Raw genomic sequence first — 20276 nt, forward strand, 5'->3', positions numbered from 1 at the left:
CGGGTGGGGGAACCAGGCCTCATCTTCGGTACGCCCGGTCGGATTCGAACCGACATACGTGGCCACCTAAAGACCACCGCTAACCAGGTCGCGTACGGGCGCGAGCCATGGACACTCTACTGCGCACAGTGCCGTTCGGGGGAAGCGGCATCATCGATCGCGTCGTCCTCCACGGCACCACGTGGTGGTGACCGCATGACAGTTGGGGCAGAGCAGCCGCAGGTTTTCCCTACGGTCGTCGCTCCAGTCGCCGTTCACGTGGTCGACCTCCAAGGTCATGGGCCGCCCGCCCCACTCGGGCGCCGTGCCGCACATGTCGCAGTGCTCCGGAACGCCGACTTCGCGCAGCGCCCGTCGGAGCAGGTGTGTGCGCGTTCGCCGCCGGCCGTCATGTTTGATCAGGATCTCGGCTGCGGGCTTCATCGGTACCGTCCCCCGCTTGCCGCGCTGATGACCCTGTCCGAGGAAGTGCGAGGTGGAGAGGCATTCCTCGTCGATCCACCGCTTCAGAGCCTTGTGGTGGCTCCCGGACACGCTGCGATCGAGGCGCCGCAGGACCTCTGCCAGCGAGTGCGACGCGGCGACCGCCTCACGTAGTGTCTCCCGGTCCGGCTTGACCCGGCGCTTGCGGTCCGGGCGTTCGAAGTGGGCGACGTCGATGCCGAAGTGCCGGAACCTAGAGAGGAGGTACCTGCTCAGTCGCGCATACGGCTTGATGTCGAGATGAGCGATGACCTCGTCGATGCTGACGCACCGTGCTGCCGCCTCGGCCATGACTTCGCGCGTATAGCGTTCTCCGGTGCTCACCGGCGGCGCCGCTTCGCACGACCACGGTATGTGTCGGTGGCCGAATGGCAGTTGGGGCAGAGCAGCCGCAGGTTCTCGGGCAGGTTGTTCCGCCAGTCGCCGTCCATGTGGTCCACCTCCAGCGGCAGCGGATAGCCCCGCCAGGTCGGAGGTGTGCCGCACATCCGGTACACCTCGGGCACGCCCAGTGCGGCCAGTGCCTGCTTCAGGTGCGCACTCTGTGCACGCCGGGCGTGCGGGTCGTCCCGCCTGACCAGGAGGCTCTCCGGGGCGCGCCGGGTCTTCGGCCGCCCGGCGGGCGAGGGCCGTTCGAAGTGGGAGGTGTCTATGCCGAACGCCTTGACCCGCCTGCTGATGTGCGTGTGGTGGCCACCCACGACCTCCAGGCCGAGATGCCGCAGGACTTGGCACATGTTCGTCGAGTCGGCGACCGCCGCCGTCAGGACCTCCTTTGTCCACTTGACGGCTGCCGGCCGCTCGAAGTGCGACGTGTCCACGCCCAGCTTCCGCATGCGGTCGTGCAGATAGCGCCGCGAGCGGCTCTTCGGGTCGACCCCCAGCTTCTCCAGTGCCTCCGACAGCGTGCGCGACGTACGCGCCGCCTCCGCGAGGCGTTCTTTCGTGTACGGGCTGATCGGCACCCCGGCCCCCTCCGTTCCGGCCACGCGTTCGTGGCCTCGTACGGACTGACGAACCGATATGCGGGTAGTTACGTCCGATAAACGGAATGGCCCGTACCGGATGGTGCGGGCCATTTCAGTGGGGCGGGGGTCAGAGGCCCAGGTCTTTGATGATCTTGGCTACGTGGCCGGTGGCCTTGACGTTGTAGAAGGCGTGCTCGACCTTGCCCTCCTCGTCGACGACCACCGTGGAGCGGATGACCCCGGTCACCGTCTTGCCGTACAGCTTCTTCTCGCCGTACGCGCCGTACGCCGTCAGCGTCTCCTTCTCGGGGTCGCTGACCAGGGTGACCTTCAGGTCCTCCTTCTCGCGGAACTTCGCCAGCTTCTCCGGCTTGTCCGGGGACACACCGATGACGTCGTAGCCGTGTCCCGTCAAGAAGGACAGGTTGTCCGTGAAGTCGCAGGCCTGCTTCGTGCAGCCCGGGGTCAGCGCGGACGGGTAGAAGTAGACGATCACCTTGCGGCCCTTGTGGTCGGCGAGCGAGACCTCGTTGCCGTCCGCATCGGGCAGGGTGAAGGCGGGGGCGGTGTCGCCCGGCTGGAGTCGCTCGCTCATCGTGACACTCTCCTCGGGAGGGGATCGGTATGCCATGAGACTAAGCTGACAGACTGTTCATGGCGGACTACGCCCCACACGACCACGACGACGGAGGCAGCGCGGTGCCGGAAGCCAGGACCCCCGCACAGATCGAGGCGGACATCGTCCGCCGCCGTGAGCAGCTCGCCGAGACGCTCGACGAGATCGGTGTGCGCATGCACCCGAAGACGATCATCGGGGACGCGAAGGCACGGGTCGCCTCGACCGTCGATCAGACCGCCGGGCGGGCCTTCGCCACGGTGAACCGGATCGTGACGGATCTGCGGGACGGTCTGCGGCACGACGACGGGGCTCCGCGCGTCGACCGGATCGTGCCCGTCGCGCTGGTCGCGGTGAGCCTGGTCGGGCTGATCGTGGTGTCGGCGCGCCGCAAGCGCGGATGACCCTGAGCGGTACGGGGCGGGCGTGGGCAGGTAGGTTCGTGGCGTGAGCGAGAACACCACCCACGACAAGCTGCCCATCCGCATGTTGCACGATCGCGTGCTCGTGAAGTCCGATCTGCCGGAGGGCGAGCGGCGCTCGGGCGGCGGCATCCTGATTCCCGCGACGGCCGCGGTGGGTAAGCGGCTGGCCTGGGCCGAGGTGGTCGCGGTCGGGCAGAGCGTCCGGACGGTCGAGCCGGGTGACCGGGTGCTGTACGACCCCGAGGACCGTGCCGAGGTCGAGGTGCGGGGTGCGACGTACGTGCTGATGCGCGAGCGGGATCTGCACGCCGTGGCCGCGGAGCGGCTGGAGGGGTCGGAGGACTCCACCGGGCTGTACCTCTGAGCTGAGGGAAAAGGGGCTGGTGGCGCAGGTCACCGGCCCTTTTCGCGGCCTTTTGCTACGGTGGAGGGGAACCCCGACGAGACGCGCCGTACCGGGTACGACAAGACGACGCACCCCGTATCGCTCGTTGTCTCGGAGGTGCCGTCATGGCATGGGTTCTTCTTCTCGTCGCCGGTCTGCTCGAGGTCGGCTGGTCGATCGGCATGAAGTTCACCGAAGGTTTCACCCGGCTGTGGCCGAGTGTGTTCACGGGTGCCGGGATCGTCGCGAGCATGGTGTTGCTGTCCTACGCCGCGAAGACCCTGCCCATCGGTACCGCGTACGGGGTGTGGGTGGGCATCGGCGCCGCCGGCGCGGCCGTGCTCGGTATGGCGGTGCTGGGTGAGCCCGTCACCGCCGCCCGGATCTTCTTCATCTGTCTGCTGTTGGTCGCCGTGGTGGGGCTGAAGGCGACCTCCGGTCACTGATCGTCGCTATTCGAGGAACGCGGACGGTGGTCGCAGGCCTTCGGCCGGGCCTCCGTCGCTGCCCTGGGTGCTGCCCTGCGCGCCGCCTTGGGTGCCTTGGGTGGTGCCGCCCTGGTCGCCGCCCTGGGTGGTGCCGCCGTTGTCCTGACCGCCGTTGTCCTGACCGCCGTTGTTCTGGCCGCCCTGGTTCTGGCCCCCGTTGTCCTGGCCGCCCTGGTTCTGGCCTCCGTTGTTCTGGCCGCCCTGGTTGCGCCCGCCCGTCGTGTCGGTCGGTGAGGGGCGGCGGGTCGGGCGTTCGGGGGTGCTGGGCGAGGGTTCGCCGGGGGTCTCCTGCGGCGGTTCGGATTCCGGGCTGGTCGGTGGCGGGGGTTGGGCGGCGCCGGGCTGGAGTTCCAGGTCGAAGTCGACGGGGTCGGTGCCTTCCAGGGCGGTCTTGGTGTACGCGGCCCAGATGCGGGCGGGGTAGCCGCCGCCGCCGATGCGGGCCTCGCCGAGGGCGCCGTAGAGGGATTCGAGGGTTCCGGTGTCCGGGTCCTGGCCCATCATGGAGATCACGGTGACCAGGTCGGGGGTGTAGGCCGCGAACCAGGCCGAGCGGTCCAGTTCGCCGGTGCCGGTCTTGCCCGCGGCGGGGTGGCCGGCGGCGAGGGCGGCCGTACCGGTGCCGTTGTCCACGACGCTGACCAGCATGGACGTGGTGGTGTCGGCGGCTTCGCGGCTGATGGCCTGGGTGGGGGTGCGCTGGGGGAGGCCGATGGTGTCGCCGCCCTTGGTGATCTTCTCCACGAAGGTGTAGGGGGTGCGGCGGCCGTGGTCGGCGAGGGTGGCGTAGGCCTGGGTCATGTCCAGGACACTGGCCTGGAGGGTGCCGAGTGCCATGGCCGGGCCGGGTACGAAGTTGGGGGTGTTCTCGGGGATGCCGAGGTCGATGGCGGTCTTCTTGACCTTGCCGGTGCCGACGTCGACGGCCATCTGCGCGTACACGGCGTTGACGGAGAGGTCGGTGGCGGTGTTGACGGTGATGTTGCCGTAGGAGATCTGGCCCTCGTTCTCGGGGGCGAAGCGGATGCGGCCGCCGACGACGGGGCGTTTGTTGTCGCCGTTGTAGATCGTGTTCGGGGTGATCCGGCGGCCGTCCTGGGTGCGGGAGTCGTTCTCGACGGCGGCGGCGAAGACGAAGGGCTTGAAGGTGGAGGCGACCTGGTAGTCGTGGCGGGTCGCGTTGTTCACGTACTGCTTGGTGTAGTCGATGCCGCCGTACATGGCGAGGACCTTGCCGGTGGCCGGGTCGATGGAGACCCCGCCGGCCCGGACCAGTCGGTCGGCCTTGCGCGTCTCGGGTTCGAGTTTGCTGACCATCTGGCTGTTGACGGCGTCGACGAGGGCGGTCTGGCGGCGTCTGTCGATGGTGGTGGTGATGCGGTAGCCGCCTTCGGCGAGGGTCTTGTCGTCGAGGATCTTGTTGTCGACGATGTAGTCCTTGATCGCTTCGACGAGGTAGCCGCGCTGGCCGGACAGGCCGGCGGCGGCGCGGACCTTGCCCGGTTCGGGGAACTGGGTCGTCGCGCGTTCGGCGGGGGTCAGCCACTGCTTCTTGACCATGCCGTCGAGTACGTAGTTCCAGCGGGCGAGGGCGCGGGGGCGGCTCTGGGGGTGGGAGACGACGTCGAAGGCGCTGGGGGAGTTGAGGAGGGTGGCGAGGTACGCGCCCTCGGCGGTGGTGAGTTTGTTGACGTCCTTGCCGTAGTAGGCCTGGGCGGCGGCCTGGATGCCGTAGGCGTTGCGGCCGAAGTAGCTGGTGTTCAGGTAGCCCTCAAGGATGTAGTTCTTCGACTTCTCGCGACCGAGTTTGATCGCGATGAAGAACTCTTTGGCCTTGCGTTTGATCGTCTGTTCCTGGCCCAAGTAGTAGTTCTTGACGTACTGCTGGGTGATGGTCGAACCGGACTGGGTGCCCTTGCCGGTCGCGGTGTTCCAGGCGGCACGGATCATCGCCTTGGGGTCGACAGCCCGCTCGGAGTAGAAGTCCCGGTCCTCGGCGGCCAGTACGGCCTGCTGCACGGACCGGGGGATCTGCGACAGCGGTACGTTGACGCGGTTGACCTCGCCGTCGCGGGCGATCTGGGAGCCGTCGGAGTAGAGGTAGACATTGGACTGCGCGGTGGCGGCGGCGTTGGCGGGCGGGATGTCGACCAGCAGGTAGCCGGCGACGAGGGCCCCGCCGATCAACAGGGCGACGAGCAGGATGCCGCCCAGGACCATGCGCCAGGTGGGCAGGAAGCGGCGCCGGCCGGTTCTCCTACGCCGGGCCTTCTTCTCGGGGCGGCCCTGGTGCGGTGCCCCGCGCTGTGCCTGCTCTGCCTGCTGTGACGCCGACGGGTCGGTCCGCGGCTGCGGTACGTCGGGCGGGGTGTCGGGGTCACGAGGGGTCCAGCCCGGGGGTGGTGACTGGTCGCTCATCTCCAGGACTCCTCGACGCCGTTCAAAATATCCACTTCTGTACCTCATGGTGTCTACCCGATGGCCGCTGATTCCGCTCCGGACGGGCATAAATCGGTCGCGTGGCTCGCCCCTCCGCACTAAGCTCGCGCGCTTTGGCCGACCTAGGAACGACGTGGGAAACGGAGGGATACGGTGCGCCGGAGAGTGCGTCGCGGAGTGGATCTCTACCTGGCGGTCGCGGCAGGCGGATTCAGGCGGTACGCCACCTACGGGACGGCGACAGCGGCCGGGGTGTTCACCAATACCGTGTTCGGGTTCATCGTGGCGTACACGTACGTCGCGCTGTGGGACGAGCGGCCCGGACTCGGCGGCTACGACCAGGCGCAGGCGCTGACGTTCGTCTGGGTGAGCCAGTCGCTGCTGGCCGCCGCCGCCCTGATCGGCGGAGGCTTCCAGGAGGAGCTCCAGGAGCGGATCCGGACCGGCGACATCGCGGTCGACCTGTACCGGCCCGCGGACCTCCAGATGTGGTGGCTCGCGGCCGATCTGGGGCGGGCGGTCTTCCAGTTGCTGGGCCGCGGGGTGGTGCCGCTGGTGGCGGGGGCGTTGGCGTTCCCGCTGGCGCTGCCCGTCGACCCGCTGCGCTGGCTGCTGTTCCTGGTGTCCGTCCTGCTGGCGCTGGTGGTCAGTTTCGCGCTGCGCTACATGGTGGGGCTGGTGGCCTTCTGGCTGATGGACGGGGCCGGCGTCAACATCATGGCCACGGTCGCCTCGATCTTCTTCTCCGGGATGCTGCTGCCGCTGACCGTCTTCCCGGGCGGCTTCGGCGAGTTCGTCCGGGCCCTGCCGTGGGCGGCGATGCTGCAGGTGCCGATGGACGTCCTGCTGGGCAAGCACAGCGGGGCCGGGGGCGCGGCCGAGGCGTTGGGCTTCCAGGCCGGGTGGGCGCTCGTACTGCTGGGGACGGGGCGGCTGTTGCAGTCGGCCGCGACGCGGAAGGTGGTGGTCCAGGGTGGCTGAGGCGGAAGCGGAGGCGACGGCGGTACCGGAGGCGACAGCGGTACCGGTGCGCGTGCGGGTCCGGGAGCTCGTGGTGGCCGGTGAGCCCCGGCGCGGCGGTCCGGTCCGGGAGGGGCTGCGCGGCTACCGGCTGATCGTGGCGATGTGGATCCGCTCCACGATGACGTACCGGACGTCCTTCGTCCTGACGACCGTCGGGCACGCGGTGATCACGCTCCTGGACTTCGTCGCGATCTCCATCATGTTCTCCCACGTGGACGCGCTCGGCGGCTTCACACTGCCCGAGATCGCCCTGCTGTACGGGTCCTGCTCGGCCTCCCTGGGCCTGGCGGACATGCTGCTGGGGAACACCGACCGGATCGGCGCCCGGATCCGCGACGGCTCGCTGGACACGATGCTGGTGCGGCCGGTCCCGGTGCTCGCGCAGGTCGCGGCGGACCGGTTCGCGCTGCGTCGGCTGGGCCGGATCGGGCAGGGCCTCGGGGTGATGGGCTGGGCGGTCTGGACCCTGGACGTGGACTGGACGGTCGGGAAGGTGGTGCTGGTGCCCGTGATGGTGATCGCGGGTGCGGCCATCTTCGCGGCGGTGATGGTGACCGGGGCGGCCTTCCAGTTCGTGACCGGGGACGCGGCGGAGGTGCAGAACTCCTTCACCTACGGGGGCTGCACGATGCTGCAGTACCCGCCGACGGTGTTCGCGAAGGACCTGCTGCGCGGGGTGACCTTCATCGTCCCGCTGGCCTTCGTCAACTGGCTGCCCGCGCTGCACGTGTTGGGGCGGCCCGATCCGCTGGGACTGCCCGGGTGGGTCGCGTACCTGAGCCCGCTGGTGGCCTTCGTGGTGTTCCTGCCCGCGTCGCTGGCGTGGCGCGCGGGAGTCCGTTCGTACCGAAGCACGGGGAGCTAGAGCTGTGGCGGATGTGCTGATCTCGTTGGACGGGGTCGAGAAGGTCTTTGACGTACGGCGCCGGGTGAGCCTGATGCGCCGGGAGAAACGCCAGGTCAGGGCGGTGGACGGGATCAGTTTCGAGGTCGCTCGGGGCGAGATGGTCGGCTACATCGGGCCCAACGGCGCGGGGAAGTCCACCACGATCAAGATGCTGACCGGCATCCTGACCCCGAGCGGCGGCCGGCTGCGGGTCGCGGGCATCGACCCGGCGCGGGAGCGGATGCGGCTGGCGCACCGGATCGGGGTGGTGTTCGGGCAGCGCACCACGCTGTGGTGGGACCTGCCGCTGAAGGACTCGTACGGGCTGATGCGGCGGCTGTACCGGGTGCCGCGGGCGCGGTTCGAGGAGAACCTGGAGCGCTGCGTGGAGCGGCTCGACCTGGCCGAGCTGCTGGACGTACCGGTACGGCAGTTGTCGCTGGGGCAGCGGATGCGGGGGGACATCGCGGCGGCGCTGCTGCACGACCCGGAGGTGCTGTACCTGGACGAGCCGACGATCGGGCTCGACGTGGTGAGCAAGGCGAAGGTACGGGGCTTCCTGCGGCAGCTGAACGAGGAACTCGGCACGACCGTGCTGCTCACGACGCACGACCTCCAGGACATCGAGCAGCTGTGCGCGCGGGTGATGGTGATCGACCACGGGCGGTTGATGTACGACGGGCCGTTGGGCGGGCTGCACGCGGCGGGGGCGGTGGGGGAGAGCGAGCGGACGCTGGTGGTGGACCTGGAGCGGGAGCTCGCGCCGATCAGTGTGGCGGGGGCGCGGGTGGTGAAGGTGGAGGGGCCGCGGCAGTGGTTGGCGTTCCCGGCGGGGGCTTCGGCGGCGCCGCTGGTGGCGGCGGTGGCGGCGGACTATCCGCTGGTGGACCTGTCGGTGCGGGAGCCGGACATCGAGGACGTGATCGCGCGGATGTACGCGGGCCGGGGCTGAGGGTGCCCGAACCAGGGGCGTCGGGCGGGAAAGGTCAGGGGAAAGCCCGGGACGATCCGGGGACGATCTCAGGGGTCGAGCCATACAACTACCGGACAACCCTGCCTAGTCTGGTCCACATGAGTGACGAGCGGCCGGAGAAGCCGTTGCCGGAGCTGAGGGCGTCGGACGCCGACCGGGACCGGGTGGTGGAGCGTCTGCGGGACGCCGTCGCCGAGGGCCGGCTCGACATGGAGGAATTCGAGGAGCGGCTGGAGGCGGCCTACAAGTCGCGGACGTACGCGGAACTGGAACCGTTGACGCGGGACCTGCCGGCCCCGGCGGGCGGGTCGGTGGCCCCTGCGACGGCGGCCGCCGAGCCCTGGACGGGCCGGATCGGCGGGGCGGGCGGCTCGGCGACGGCCGTCGCGGTCATGTCGGGCTTCCAGCGCAAGGGCCGTTGGACGGTGCCGGCGCGGTTCGACGCGGTGGCGTTCTGGGGCGGCGGGGAGCTGGACCTGCGCGAGGCGGAGTTCGCGCAGCGCGAGGTGGTGATCAACTGCGTCGCGGTCATGGGCGGCATCGAGATCACGGTGCCGCCGGGGGTGGAGGTGGACGTCCGGGGCTTCGGCTTCATGGGCGCCTTCGACCAGCGTGACAACCCCGGCCCGGCCGAGCCGGGCGCGCCGCGGGTGGTGGTGACGGGCTTCGCCTTCTGGGGTGGCGTGGAGGTCAAGGTCAAGAAGCGCAAGCGGCCCCTGGATGGCCCCTCCCTCCGCAAAGAGCTGTAGCCGCTCGGCGTGTGCGGCGCCGTTGCCGGGGCTCCGCCCCGGACCCCGCCGGGCGCTGCCCGGACCCGCGCCTCAAACGCCGGCGGGGCTGGGTGGTGTGGGGCGGTGCCCCGCCGGAGTGTCTCCTCGGCTCGCGCGGTACCGCATGTCTCGGCCGTAGCCGGTGGTGCGCACTCGTCCTGCGGGGACACTCCACCGTGTCCCCGCCCCACGGCAGGGCTCCGACAGTGCGACCTGGACCCACGGACCGCCCAGGATCCTTCCCGAAGCCGCCCCGACGCGTGGGGAGCGGGGACGGGGAGGGGTGTCCCCGCAGGACGAGCGCGCAACCCCGCGCACAGCCGAGACATGCCCGCCACGCGCGAGCCGAGGAGACACCCCTCCCCGGCCCCGCGCACCGGCCCGCACCGCCGGCACCCGCGGACCGGCCCGCACCGCGCCCGGATCCCGGTGCGCAGGACGACTCGGACCCGCCCGCCCCGCCGAGGGATCGGTCAGCCGGCGAGCAGTCGGCCGGAGAGCAGGCCGCGCAGGGTGTGGGCGGCGGCCAGGAGCCAGGCGGTCAGCAGGGCCAGGAAGAGGGCGGCGGCGAGCCAGGCGAAGGCGGTCAGGCCGGTGTGGTGGGCCAGGCCGGTGGCTCCGGTGACGCAGGTGCCGAGGGGGAAGGTCAGGGCCCACCAGGTCATCGCGAAGCCCATGCCGTTCCGGGCCGCCCGGATCAGCATGGCCGTGGCCAGGGCCAGCCACAGCAGGGCGAAGCCCATCACCGGGACCCCGTAGACCACGGCGAAGGCGCCCAGTGCGCCCGCGTAGGTGCCGTCGATCGACCCGGGGGCGACATCGGCGAGCTGGTTCACGGCGGTGGTGGACTGGCCGAGGGGGCCGAGGACCAGGAACAGGGTGGGGGTCAGGACCAGGGGGAGGGGGCCGCCCACGATCAGCCGGCCGAAGATCAGGGGGAGCATCAGCAGGGTGGCGAGCAGGCTGAGGCCGAACATGGCGTAGCAGGCGAGCAGCAGGGTCTCGCGGGGCTGGCCCGCGGGCAGGTGGGGTATCAGCAGCGGGCCGAGGGCGGCGGAGACCATGGGCGGCACCAGGGGGAGCAGCCAGACGGGGGTGGCCTGCTGGGGCTCGACCTTGTGGCGTACGACCATCAGGTAGGGCAGGGCCACGGCCGTGACCAGGCCGATCGCGGTACCGACGGTGAAGAGCACGGCGTCCGCGGCGACGGCTGCGCCCGTCCCGATGAGGTCCTTGCCGACGATGAGGGTGCCGCCGCCGACGGCCAGCAGGGCCATCGAGAGGCAGCCGTAGAAGGGGGCGACGGCCGGGTCGAGGAGATGCGCGCGGGCCTGGTCGCGATGGTGGAGCCAATGCCCGGCCCGGGCGGTGAGCAGGACGGCGAGGAGGACGGCGGACAGCGCCCAGACGAGCAGGCAGGCCACGCGTTGGCCGGGGAGCTGGTACGGGAGGGTCGTGCCGGCGTTGGCGACGATCGCCGTACCCATGACGCAGGCGTACCAGTTGGGGCCGAGATGCCGCAGCGCGGGGGCCTTGTGGGCCCGGACTGCGGGTGTGGTCTGGGTGCGGGGTCGCACGAGGGTGGTGGCCATGGCTCCAGCCTCGTGCCGGGGCGTACGGGGCGGCAGAGGCCATCTCTCTATGAGGCCATAAACTGATGTTATGGGTAATGAGGAGTGGGTTCCGCTGGCACACCGGGTACCGGACCTGGGCGCGTTGGAACTGCTGCTCGCGGTCGCGCGGGTCGGCAGCCTGAGCGGCGCGGCCCGGCGTCTCGGTATCACCCAGCCCGCCGCGAGCAGCCGGATCCGGGCGATGGAGACCCGGCTCGGCGTGGCCCTGGTGGACCGCTCCCCGCGGGGTTCGACGCTCACGGCCGAGGGCGCGCTCGTCACGGACTGGGCCCGGCGGGTGGTGGAGGCCGCGGAGGCCTTCGACGCGGGGGCGCAGGCGCTGCGCGGACGGCGGGACTCGCGGCTGCGGGTGGCCGCCAGTATGACCATCGCGGAGTACCTGCTGCCGGGCTGGCTGATCGCCCTGCGCGGGCAGCGCCCGGACACGGCGGTGTCCCTGCACGCCGGGAACTCGGCGGTGGTCGCCGAACGGGTCCTCGCGCACGAGGCCGACCTCGGCTTCGTTGAGGGGTTGACCGTGCCCGAGGGACTGGACTCGGCGGTGATCGCGCAGGACCGCCTGGTGGTGGCGGTGGCCCCCCGTCACCCGTGGGCGCGCCGAGCCCGGGGGGTGTCGGCGGCGGAGCTGGCCTCGACCCCGCTGATCCTGCGCGAGCGGGGGTCGGGCACCCGGCAGGTCCTGGACGCCGCGCTGGTCTCGGCCGGCGGGCTGGCCGAGCCGCTGCTGGAACTGGCGTCGACCACGGCGGTGAAGGCGGCGGCGCTCAGCGGCGCGGGGCCGTGCGTGCTGTCGGAGCTGGCGGTCGGGGACGAGCTGGGCGCCCGGCGGTTGGTGGAGGTCCCGGTGTCGGGCGCGCCGCTCGACCGGGCCCTACGGGCGGTCTGGCCGACGGGCTCCCGGCCGGCGGGCCCGGCCCGTGACCTGCTGTCCCTCACCCACCGGCGGATCTAGGTCGCCGCCCTGGTCCGTTCGGGCGAGGAGGGATCGATTCGGCGCGGTGCGGTCGGTGACCGAGGTGCGCGACGCCGGAAAGGTGGCTCGTGCACGTTTGTCGCTCTCCCGAGGAGAACCCAGATGCGTCTTCGCCATGCCGCCGTCGCCGCCTTCGGCGCCGTCACCCTGCTGCTCACGATTCCGACGTCGGCCTCGGCCGCGGAGGGACAGTTCCAGTACACGGTCTCCGGTCTCGACGGCACGCCGCTGAGGGTCGTACTGGAGAACCCGCCGAGCGGGGAGTGCATCACGCTGCCCGAGGTGGCCGACCCCGCAGCCAGTTCCCCGGCGCACTCGCCCCGCAACCGGACCGACGAGGTGGCGCTCGTGTTCACGGAGCCGGACTGCACGGGCCGGGAGTTCGCGCTGCGGCCGCGGACGGGCTACGGCTCGGAGCGCCTCGAACTGCGGTCGGTGGTCTTCGTCCGGCCCGAGTGAGGAACGGCTGCCGGGCCCGGAGCCGCGCGGGGAGGTTCCGCTCTCCGAGCTGAGCCGCTTCGTCAGGAGCGAGCCCACCACGATCAGCGCGACGCCCAGCCACCACATGTCGTCGAAGATGAGGACCGCGATCCCGATCGGCACCAGCAGGCCGGCCAGCGGCAGCAGCAGCCCGGCCGGGCCCGGGGGTTCGGGGCCCTCGCCGGTGGCCTCGCGGACCGCGCGGGCGCGCACGACCTCCGGGTACCAGACGGTGAACTTCAGCGCGGCGACGATGGCCAGGATCTGGATGATCCAGCCGGTCCAGATGTTGTTCGGGTTGTGCAGGACCAGGTCCCCGTAGGCGCCGGCGAGGGCCGCCACCACGAAGGCCGCCCCCCACACGCCGGTGATCACGTAGTTGGCGCGGACGAAGCCGGGGGCGTGCCAGTGCGACGGATCGACCTGTTCGCGGGCGTACTGGATGGTGAAGGGCATGCCCACGGCCATCGAGCCGAAGGCGATGACGGCGAGGGCGATGTTGGAGACCTCGCCCGCGTACGTCTCCAGCCAGCGCAGCGTCCCCTCGCTCGCCAGGGCTCCGACGACGGCCATCGACGCGAAGAACACCACGTCGGCCAGTTCCAGGAGTTTCCAGCTGCTGCCGCGGTTGATCAGGTGGCTCGCCGCGATGAGCGCGACGGCCGTGGCCAGTGCCAGTCCGACCGAGAGCTCGAACCGCCCCGGGCCGACCAGCAGTGAGAAGACGATCCACGGGGCCATTCCGACGATCGGGTTCTCCAGGAACCCGGACACCGGGCCGGATGCCGTGCCCTTTGCCTCGGTCCGCACCTTTCCAGCCTGCCCGCCCGGCGAACGACCGGCCATTCGAGCACGGCTGCCCCGCACGCCCCCGTCCCCGGGCGCCGGTCGGGCGCGTGGGGACGGGGGCGGAGGGGGAAGGGCCGTCAGCCCACCGGTACCGCGGTACGGACGGAGGCCGCGTCGACGAGGGCGGACATCACCCGCGTGTCCGTGTCCCGCTCCGGGTGCCACTGGACGCCCAGCACCCACCGCTCGGGGTCGGGCAGTTCGATCGCCTCCACCGTGCCGTCGACCGCGTGGGCCGAGACGACCAGGCCCCGGCCCAGCCGGTCGACGGCCTGGTGGTGGTAGGTCGGGACCTGGGCCTCCTCCGGGACCAGGTCCGCGTAGCGGGTGCCCGGGACCGGGTGGACCGGGTGCCAGGAGATGGCCCCCGGGGTCTCGAAGTGCCCGTCGATGTGCTGGACGAGCGTGCCGCCCAGGGCCACGTTCAGGGCCTGCATGCCCCGGCAGATTCCGAGGACCGGCAGGTCCGCGTCCAGCGCCGCCGCGATCAGGGCCAGCTCCCAGTGGTCGCGAACCGTGGCGGGGGCTCCCGTACGGGAGTCGCGCGCGGCTCCGTAGTGCACCGGGTCCAGGTCCGGGCCGCCCGCGACGACCAGGCCGTCCACCCGGCTCAGCACCTCCGCCGCCGACCCGGGTTCGTCCGGCGGGAGCAGCACGGCCGCGCCGCCCGCCGCCTGGACGAGTTCGTAGTACCCGGTCGGTACGAGGGATGTCGGGAGGTCCCACACGCCGTAGCGGGTGGAATCCTCGACGTAGGTGGTGATGCCGATGAGCGGCCTGGGCACGTTCGTTACCTCCAACAGGGGTGGAGCGGGGCAGGATCAGGGTTTCAGTCGCGGGTCAGTTCCGCCTCGGCTTCCGCGAGAGCCGCGAACTCCTCCTCCGGGGCCGAGGCCACCAGGTGGTGGCGACTGTAGAGCGCGAAGTAGGCCAGGGCGACGGCGTACACGGCGAGCGCGATGAGCGCGGCGTCCTTGTCCACCAGGAAGGTGGCGACCAGGGCCGACAGGGCGAGCGCGAAGGCCACCGAGGAGGTCAGGATCCCGCCCGGGGTGCGGTACGGGCGCTCCAGGTCCGGCTCCCGGCGGCGCAGCACGATGTGCGAGAGGGCCATCAGGGCGTAGGAGATGGTGGCGCCGAACACCGCGATGTTGAGCATGCGGGCTCCGTTGCCGGTGGCCGCGGCGAGGGCGAAGCCGATGGCGCCGGGGATGATCAGGCCCAGGTACGGGGCCTTGCGCTTCGAGGTGAGCGAGAGGAAGCGGGGCAGGTAGCCGGCCCGGGAGAGGGCGAAGAGCTGGCGCGAGCCCGCGTAGATGAGGGAGAAGAAGGAGGCCACCAGGCCCGCCAGGCCCGCGTAGTTCACGAAGCGGCTGAGCGCGGTCGGGCCGCCGTCCCCTTCCAGAGCCACGACCAGCGGGTTGCCCGCGGCCTTGACGGCGTCGGCGCCCTGAGCGCCGGTCGCGGCGAAGAAGGTGATCAGGGCGAGCAGCGCGAGGATGCCCATGGAGATGGAGAGGGCCTTCGGCATCGAGCGGACCGGGTCCTTGGCCTCCTCGGCGGCCAGCGGGACGCCCTCGACGCCGAGGAAGAACCACATGCCGAACGGGAACGCGGCCCAGATGCCCAGCACGCCCAGCGGCAACCAGGAGTTGGAGCCGAAGGCGTTCGCGTCGACGGGGATGTCGTTCAGGCCGGAGGCGTCGAACTCGGTGAAGGCCCCCACCGCGAAGATCAGCAGTGCGGCGACCGCGATCGCGGTCACGACGAGGCTGAAGCGCAGTGCCTCGCCGACGCCCCAGAGGTGGACGCCGATGAAGATGACGAAGCAGCCGAGGTAGACCGGCCAGCTGGAGGTGAGTCCGAAGAGGCCGAGGGACTCGACGTAGTCGCCGATGAAGATGACGATCGCGGCCGGGGCCAGGATGTATTCGATCAGGATGGCGGTGCCGGTGAGGAAACCGCCCCACGGGCCGAGCGCGCGGCGGGCGAAACCGTAGCCGCCGCCCGCGGTCGGCAGGATGGTGGACAGCTCGGCGAGCGAGAAGACCAGACAGGCGTACATCGCGCCCATGAGGACGGTGGCGATGGCGAGGCCGCCGAAGCCGCCCTTGTCGAGGCCGACGTTCCAGCCGGAGAAGTCCCCGGAGACGACATAGGCGACGCCGAGACCGGTGAGGAGCAGCCAGCCGGCGCTGCCACGGCGCAGCGTCCGGCGCGCGAGGTACTCGTCGGGGCTGTCCCCGCCGTCGGGGGATGTGGTGGGTGCGGGTACGGCGGCGAGCCGTGCCTCGATGTCGTCGGCCATCGTGCGCTCCTGCCTCAGGGCAATGGTTGTGGGGCGTACCTTTGCCTTAGAGCGGGGGAGTGCGCAAGACCTCTGCGTTAAACAGAAGTTACGAAACCCTCTCGGGCCGCCTCCCGGCGCGGCTCAGGTCAGGAATCCGCGCAGCAGCGCCGCCGTGCCGCAGCAGTGCTCGCGCATGGTCTCCCGGGCCTTGGTCGCGTCGCCAGCCAGCACCGCCCCCACCAGCGTGCTGTGCTGCTGCTGGGAGTGCTCCAGGTTGCGTACGAGCAGCGGGATGCAGTCCAACAGGTCGTTCACGCCGGCCCGGACGGCCGCGTACTGGGCCGTCAGGGTGGCGGACCCGGCCAGTTCGCACAGGGTCAGGTGGAAGAGCGTGTCCTGGCGGCGATAGTCGGCGAGCGGGGCGTCATGGGTGGCGGTCAGGGCGCCGAGCAGTCGTTCGGTGCCCTCCTCGGTCAGTCCTTGGGAGGCGCACAGTCCGGCCGCCCCCACCTCCAGGACCTCGCGGAATCGCAGGACGTCCTCGATGTCCACCCCCGCGACACGCCGGCGCAGTTCCTCCTCGGCGCCACCGGCCGGGGTGTCGGGCCGGGGCAGCACGAACGTTCCGCCGTACCGCCCGCGCCGGGCCTCCACCAGCCCCTGGTCCTGCAGCACCTTCAGCACCTCGCGCAGGGTGACGCGGCTGATCCCCATCCGTTCGGCCAGCTCACGCTCGGGCGGCAGCCGTTCGCCGCCCGGCACCAGACCCAGTCGGACCACCTGCAGGATCTGCTCCAGCGCCTCCTCGAAACCGTTGCCCGCCCGCACCTGTCGCAGTACGGGATTCAGTCGCGCGATGGCGTCGCCTTCGCTCGCCGTATCGGTCATCTCGGCTCCTCCCCTTCCCAAGCAATGGTTCTATTCAATACCTTAGGCCTCCTCGGCTCACCGAAGGAGAGATTCCAGTGGTAGACCGCAAGCCGCCGCTCGCGCCCGAGGAGCTCCGCTCCCTCGTCGCCAGCGGTGAGATCGACACAGTGGTCCTGGCCTTCCCCGACATGCAGGGGCGGCTCCAGGGCAAGCGGTTCGCCGCACAGTTCTTCCTCGACGAGGTCCTCGAGCACGGTACCGAGGGCTGCAACTACCTCCTCGCCGTCGATACCGACATGAACACCGTCGACGGTTACGAGATGTCCTCCTGGGACCGGGGCTACGGCGACTTCGCCATGCACCCCGACCTCGCCACCCTGCGCCGGATCCCCTGGAACCCCGGCAGCGCCTTCCTCCTGGCCGACCTGGCCTGGAACGACGGCTCGCCCGTCGTCGCCGCGCCCCGGCAGATCCTGCGCCGCCAGCTGGAACGCCTCGCCGAGGCCGGGTACACCGCGATGGTCGGCACCGAGCTGGAGTTCATGGTCTTCCAGGACACCTACGAGCAGGCCTGGAACTCGGGCTACCGCGACCTGACCCCGGCCAACCAGTACAACATCGACTACTCCGTCCTCGGGACCGGCCGCATCGAACCCCTGCTGCGCCGGATCCGCAACGAGATGCAGGCCGCGGGCCTGATCGTCGAGTCGGCCAAGGGGGAGTGCAACCTCGGCCAGCACGAGATCGCCTTCCGCTACGACGAGGCGCTCACCACCTGCGACCAGCACTCCGTCTACAAGACCGGAGCCAAGGAGATCGCCTCCCAGGAAGGTGTCTCGCTCACCTTCATGGCGAAGTTCGACGAGCGCGAGGGCAACTCCTGTCATATCCACCTCTCGCTGGGCGACGCCGACGGACGCAACGCGATGGCCGGGGACGGCCCGGGCGGAATGTCACCGGTGATGCGGCACTTCCTGGCCGGCCAGCTGGCCGCGCTGCGCGACTTCTCCCTTCTCTACGCCCCCAACATCAATTCGTACAAGCGTTTCCGGCCGGGATCCTTCGCGCCGACCGCCGTCGCCTGGGGCGTGGACAACCGGACCTGCGCCCTCCGCGTGGTCGGCCACGGCCGCTCCATGCGCTTCGAGAACCGCCTCCCCGGCGGCGACGTCAACCCGTACCTCGCCGTCGCCGGGCTGGTCGCGGCCGGGCTCTACGGCATCGAGAACCGCCTGGAGCTCCCCGAGGCCTGCGGCGGGAACGCGTACACCTCCGACTACGCCCACGTCCCCGCCACCCTGCGCGAGGCCGCCGAGCTCTGGGAGAACAGCGAGATCGCCAAGGCCGCCTTCGGCCCCGAAGTGGTCGCGCACTACCGGAACATGGCCCGCGTGGAACTCGACGCCTACGACTCCGCGGTGACCGACTGGGAGCTGCGCCGCTCCTTCGAACGCCTGTAGCCACCGCACACCACCGAACGAAACTGTGAGGCACCACGTGTCCGATGCGCTGGCCCCCTTCAATCTGCAAGTGTTGAATCCGGCCACCGAGGAAACCGTCGCCATCGTCCCGGCCGCCACACGGGACGATGTCGACGCCGCCGTCGCCCGGGCCGCCACGGCCCAGCGTGCCTGGGCGGCGGCCGCCCCCGCCGACCGGGCCCGGCTGCTGCGCCGCTTCGCCGCGGTCGTCGACGGCCACATCGAGGAACTGGCCCAGCTGGAGGTCCGCGAAGCCGGGCACACCATCGGCAACGCCCGCTGGGAAGCCGGCAACGTACGCGACCTCCTCGAATTCGCCGCCGGGGGAGTGGAACGGCTCTCCGGCCGCCAGATCCCCGTCGCCGGCGGCATCGACATCACCTTCCTCGAACCCCTCGGCGTCATCGGCGTGATCGCCCCGTGGAACTTCCCGATGCCGATCGCCGCCTGGGGCCTGGCCCCGGCCCTCGCCGCCGGCAACGCCGTCTTGCTCAAGCCCGCCGAGACCACCCCGCTGACCGCGCTGCGCCTCGCCGAACTCGCCCTCGAAGCCGGGATCCCCGAACACCTCTTCCAGGTGCTCCCCGGCCACGGCGACGTCGCCGGCGACGCGCTCGTCGAACACCCCGGCGTCGCGAAGATCGTCTTCACCGGGTCCACCCGCGTCGGCAAGCAGATCATGGCCAAGTGCGCCGACCGGGTGAAGCGCGTCACCCTCGAACTCGGCGGCAAGAGCCCCAACATCGTCTTCGCCGACGCCGACCTCGAAGCGGCGGGGGGCGCCGCCCCCATGGCCTTCCTCGACAACACCGGCCAGGACTGCTGCGCCCGCACCCGGATCCTCGTACAGCGCTCCGCCTACGACCGCTTCCTGGAGCTCGTCGCCCCCGGCATCGCGGCCGTGACCGTGGGCGACCCGCTCGACGAGAAGACGCAGATGGGCCCGCTGATCTCGCGGACCCAGCTGGACCGCGTACGGTCCTTCGTCACCGACGACCTCACCGCGATCCGCGGCACCGCCCCCGAGGGGCCCGGCTTCTGGTACCCGCCGACCCTCGTCACGGACGTCGCCCCCACCGCGCCCGTGGCCGCCGAGGAGGTCTTCGGGCCGGTCGCCGTCGTCCTGCCCTTCGAGGACGAGGAGGACGCCGTACGCCTGGCCAACGCGACCGAGTACGGCCTCTCCGGCTCCCTGTGGACCCGCGACATCGGGCGCGCACTGCGTGTCTCGCGCGCCGTCGCCGCCGGCAACCTGTCCGTCAACTCCCACAGCAGCGTCCGCTACTGGACCCCCTTCGGCGGCTACAAGCAGTCCGGACTCGGCCGCGAGCTCGGACCCGACGCCCTCACCGCTTTCACCGAGACCAAGAACGTCTTCATCAGCACGGAGGCCTGAAGCACATGTCCAACGAAGAGATCATCTGCCGCCGCCTGGTCGGCCGTACCGCCGTCATCACCGGAGCCGGCAGCGGCATCGGCCTCGCCACCGCCCGGCGCCTGGCCTCCGAAGGCGCCAACATCGTCTGCGGCGACATCGACGAGACCGCCGGCAAGGCCGCGGCCGAAGAGGTCGGCGGCACCTTCGTCAAGGTCGACGTCACCAGCCCCGAGGAGGTCGAGGCGCTGTTCAAGACGGCCTTCGACACCTACGGCTCCGTGGACATCGCCTTCAACAACGCGGGCATCTCGCCCCCGGACGACGACTCCATCCTGACCACCGGCCTGGAGGCCTGGAAGCGCGTCCAGGACGTCAACCTCACCTCCGTCTACCTGTGCTGCAAGGCCGCCCTGCCCTACATGCAGCGCCAGGGCCGCGGCTCCATCATCAACACCGCCTCCTTCGTCGCCATCATGGGCGCCGCCACCTCCCAGATCTCCTACACCGCATCCAAGGGCGGGGTGCTCGCCATGTCCCGCGAGCTCGGCGTGCAGTTCGCCCGCGAGGGCATCCGCGTCAACGCCCTGTGCCCGGGGCCCGTGAACACCCCGCTGCTGCAGGAACTGTTCGCCAAGGACCCCGAGCGCGCCGCCCGCCGCCTCGTCCACATCCCGCTGGGCCGCTTCGCCGAGCCCACCGAGATCGCCGCCGCCGTCGCCTTCCTCGCCAGCGACGACTCCTCCTTCATCAACGCCACCGACTTCCTCGTCGACGGCGGTATCTCCGGCGCGTACGTGACCCCGCTGTAGGCCCCGCCACCACCGCATCCCGGCCGGCCCCTTCGGGCTGTCCCGATCCTCGAAGG

At 70.9% G+C, this 20276-nt stretch carries 20 protein-coding genes, 1 tRNA gene and 1 riboswitch; of the genes, 11 read left to right on the forward strand and 10 right to left on the reverse strand.

Annotated elements, in window-relative coordinates; translation table 11 throughout:
* Window positions 1–29: 29 nt before the first annotated feature.
* The 4 genes from AB8A24_RS17740 to bcp all read right to left on the reverse strand — a co-directional run bounded on the left by AB8A24_RS17740 (window position 30) and on the right by bcp (window position 2046).
* Window positions 30–102, reverse strand: a tRNA-Leu gene (locus AB8A24_RS17740).
* A 48-nt stretch (window positions 103–150) separates the two neighbouring features.
* Window positions 151–774: an HNH endonuclease gene (locus AB8A24_RS17745; protein ID WP_266391763.1), complete on the reverse strand. Its 624-nt coding sequence runs from the start codon at window positions 772–774 to the stop codon at window positions 151–153.
* 29 nt (window positions 775–803) lie between these two features.
* Window positions 804–1448, reverse strand: a complete 645-nt coding sequence (locus AB8A24_RS17750) for an HNH endonuclease (RefSeq protein WP_369476542.1) — start codon at window positions 1446–1448, stop codon at window positions 804–806.
* 130 nt (window positions 1449–1578) lie between these two features.
* Window positions 1579–2046 carry a thioredoxin-dependent thiol peroxidase gene (gene bcp, locus AB8A24_RS17755; RefSeq protein WP_030009033.1) on the reverse strand — a complete coding sequence of 156 codons (468 nt, stop codon included), beginning with the start codon at window positions 2044–2046 and terminating at the stop codon, window positions 1579–1581.
* Window positions 2047–2150: 104 nt separating this feature from the next.
* Between bcp and AB8A24_RS17760 the strand changes: the two genes are divergently transcribed.
* From AB8A24_RS17760 to AB8A24_RS17770, 3 genes are all read left to right on the forward strand, one after another.
* Window positions 2151–2471 carry a DUF3618 domain-containing protein gene (locus tag AB8A24_RS17760; RefSeq protein ID WP_328965963.1) on the forward strand — a complete coding sequence of 107 codons (321 nt, stop codon included), beginning with the start codon at window positions 2151–2153 and terminating at the stop codon, window positions 2469–2471.
* Window positions 2472–2514: 43 nt separating this feature from the next.
* Complete coding sequence (locus AB8A24_RS17765; RefSeq protein ID WP_266391759.1) at window positions 2515–2856, forward strand: co-chaperone GroES; 342 nt, start codon at window positions 2515–2517, stop codon at window positions 2854–2856.
* A gap of 43 nt (window positions 2857–2899) precedes the next feature.
* A riboswitch (guanidine-III (ykkC-III) riboswitch) is annotated at window positions 2900–2971 on the forward strand.
* Window positions 2972–3002: 31 nt separating this feature from the next.
* Window positions 3003–3323 carry a multidrug efflux SMR transporter gene (locus AB8A24_RS17770; RefSeq protein WP_030158619.1) on the forward strand — a complete coding sequence of 107 codons (321 nt, stop codon included), beginning with the start codon at window positions 3003–3005 and terminating at the stop codon, window positions 3321–3323.
* A 6-nt stretch (window positions 3324–3329) separates the two neighbouring features.
* Here AB8A24_RS17770 and AB8A24_RS17775 read toward each other — a convergent pair whose 3' ends face one another.
* A complete protein-coding gene (locus AB8A24_RS17775; protein ID WP_369476545.1) occupies window positions 3330–5783 on the reverse strand; it encodes a transglycosylase domain-containing protein in 2454 nt (817 codons plus the stop codon).
* Window positions 5784–5981: 198 nt separating this feature from the next.
* Between AB8A24_RS17775 and AB8A24_RS17780 the strand changes: the two genes are divergently transcribed.
* From AB8A24_RS17780 to AB8A24_RS17795, 4 genes are all read left to right on the forward strand, one after another.
* Complete coding sequence (locus AB8A24_RS17780) at window positions 5982–6785, forward strand: ABC-2 family transporter protein (RefSeq protein ID WP_328963215.1); 804 nt, start codon at window positions 5982–5984, stop codon at window positions 6783–6785.
* A 52-nt stretch (window positions 6786–6837) separates the two neighbouring features.
* The gene (locus tag AB8A24_RS17785) at window positions 6838–7692 is read left to right on the forward strand and encodes an ABC transporter permease (protein WP_328965964.1); all 855 of its coding nucleotides are present in this window, start codon (window positions 6838–6840) and stop codon (window positions 7690–7692) included.
* 4 nt (window positions 7693–7696) lie between these two features.
* Window positions 7697–8665 (forward strand): ATP-binding cassette domain-containing protein, encoded by a 969-nt coding sequence (locus AB8A24_RS17790; protein WP_328963216.1) that lies wholly within the window; start codon window positions 7697–7699, stop codon window positions 8663–8665.
* A 119-nt stretch (window positions 8666–8784) separates the two neighbouring features.
* On the forward strand, window positions 8785–9435 hold the full coding sequence (locus tag AB8A24_RS17795) for a DUF1707 domain-containing protein (RefSeq protein WP_369476548.1): 651 nt from the start codon (window positions 8785–8787) through the stop codon (window positions 9433–9435).
* Between the two features lie 494 nt (window positions 9436–9929).
* On the opposite strand, the gene AB8A24_RS17800 is transcribed toward AB8A24_RS17795, so the two are convergent.
* Window positions 9930–11048: a TDT family transporter gene (locus tag AB8A24_RS17800; protein WP_369476550.1), complete on the reverse strand. Its 1119-nt coding sequence runs from the start codon at window positions 11046–11048 to the stop codon at window positions 9930–9932.
* Window positions 11049–11118: 70 nt separating this feature from the next.
* On the opposite strand from AB8A24_RS17800, the gene AB8A24_RS17805 reads away from it, so the two are divergent.
* Window positions 11119–12042, forward strand: coding sequence for a LysR family transcriptional regulator (locus AB8A24_RS17805; RefSeq protein WP_328963991.1), 924 nt, complete (start codon window positions 11119–11121; stop codon window positions 12040–12042).
* On the opposite strand, the gene AB8A24_RS17810 is transcribed toward AB8A24_RS17805, so the two are convergent.
* The 4 genes from AB8A24_RS17810 to AB8A24_RS17825 form a co-directional block, all read right to left on the reverse strand.
* The gene (locus AB8A24_RS17810; protein ID WP_369476552.1) at window positions 11962–13353 is read right to left on the reverse strand and encodes a hypothetical protein; all 1392 of its coding nucleotides are present in this window, start codon (window positions 13351–13353) and stop codon (window positions 11962–11964) included. The two genes, AB8A24_RS17805 and AB8A24_RS17810, sit on opposite strands and share 81 nt — an antisense overlap.
* A 116-nt stretch (window positions 13354–13469) precedes the next feature.
* Window positions 13470–14177 carry a gamma-glutamyl-gamma-aminobutyrate hydrolase family protein gene (locus AB8A24_RS17815; protein ID WP_328963994.1) on the reverse strand — a complete coding sequence of 236 codons (708 nt, stop codon included), beginning with the start codon at window positions 14175–14177 and terminating at the stop codon, window positions 13470–13472.
* Between the two features lie 44 nt (window positions 14178–14221).
* Entirely contained in the window at window positions 14222–15700 is a 1479-nt protein-coding gene (eat, locus tag AB8A24_RS17820) for an ethanolamine permease (protein WP_266389544.1), read from the reverse strand.
* Between the two features lie 123 nt (window positions 15701–15823).
* On the reverse strand, window positions 15824–16570 hold the full coding sequence (locus AB8A24_RS17825) for an FCD domain-containing protein (protein WP_328963995.1): 747 nt from the start codon (window positions 16568–16570) through the stop codon (window positions 15824–15826).
* Window positions 16571–16647: 77 nt separating this feature from the next.
* On the opposite strand from AB8A24_RS17825, the gene AB8A24_RS17830 reads away from it, so the two are divergent.
* From AB8A24_RS17830 to AB8A24_RS17840, 3 genes are all read left to right on the forward strand, one after another.
* On the forward strand, window positions 16648–18012 hold the full coding sequence (locus AB8A24_RS17830) for a glutamine synthetase family protein (RefSeq protein ID WP_328963996.1): 1365 nt from the start codon (window positions 16648–16650) through the stop codon (window positions 18010–18012).
* Between the two features lie 70 nt (window positions 18013–18082).
* Window positions 18083–19429, forward strand: a complete 1347-nt coding sequence (locus AB8A24_RS17835) for an aldehyde dehydrogenase (RefSeq protein WP_369476555.1) — start codon at window positions 18083–18085, stop codon at window positions 19427–19429.
* Between the two features lie 5 nt (window positions 19430–19434).
* Complete coding sequence (locus tag AB8A24_RS17840; protein ID WP_052877158.1) at window positions 19435–20220, forward strand: 3-oxoacyl-ACP reductase; 786 nt, start codon at window positions 19435–19437, stop codon at window positions 20218–20220.
* Window positions 20221–20276: the final 56 nt, after the last annotated feature.

Origin of the sequence: Streptomyces sp. BF23-19, assembly GCF_041106355.1 — a bacterium.
Lineage (GTDB): Bacteria > Actinomycetota > Actinomycetes > Streptomycetales > Streptomycetaceae > Streptomyces > Streptomyces virginiae_A.

Bases quoted from the DNA above. Each gene is read 5' to 3' on its own strand.
- AB8A24_RS17745 (WP_266391763.1), bottom strand. From the start codon at position 774: ATGGCCGAGGCGGCAGCACGGTGCGTCAGCATCGACGAGGTCATCGCT.
- bcp (WP_030009033.1), bottom strand. From the start codon at position 2,046: ATGAGCGAGCGACTCCAGCCGGGCGACACCGCCCCCGCCTTCACCCTG.
- AB8A24_RS17770 (WP_030158619.1), top strand. From the start codon at position 3,003: ATGGCATGGGTTCTTCTTCTCGTCGCCGGTCTGCTCGAGGTCGGCTGG.
- AB8A24_RS17775 (WP_369476545.1), bottom strand. From the start codon at position 5,783: ATGAGCGACCAGTCACCACCCCCGGGCTGGACCCCTCGTGACCCCGAC.
- AB8A24_RS17795 (WP_369476548.1), top strand. From the start codon at position 8,785: ATGAGTGACGAGCGGCCGGAGAAGCCGTTGCCGGAGCTGAGGGCGTCG.
- AB8A24_RS17800 (WP_369476550.1), bottom strand. From the start codon at position 11,048: ATGGCCACCACCCTCGTGCGACCCCGCACCCAGACCACACCCGCAGTC.
- AB8A24_RS17805 (WP_328963991.1), top strand. From the start codon at position 11,119: ATGGGTAATGAGGAGTGGGTTCCGCTGGCACACCGGGTACCGGACCTG.
- eat (WP_266389544.1), bottom strand. From the start codon at position 15,700: ATGGCCGACGACATCGAGGCACGGCTCGCCGCCGTACCCGCACCCACC.
- AB8A24_RS17825 (WP_328963995.1), bottom strand. From the start codon at position 16,570: ATGACCGATACGGCGAGCGAAGGCGACGCCATCGCGCGACTGAATCCC.
- AB8A24_RS17840 (WP_052877158.1), top strand. From the start codon at position 19,435: ATGTCCAACGAAGAGATCATCTGCCGCCGCCTGGTCGGCCGTACCGCC.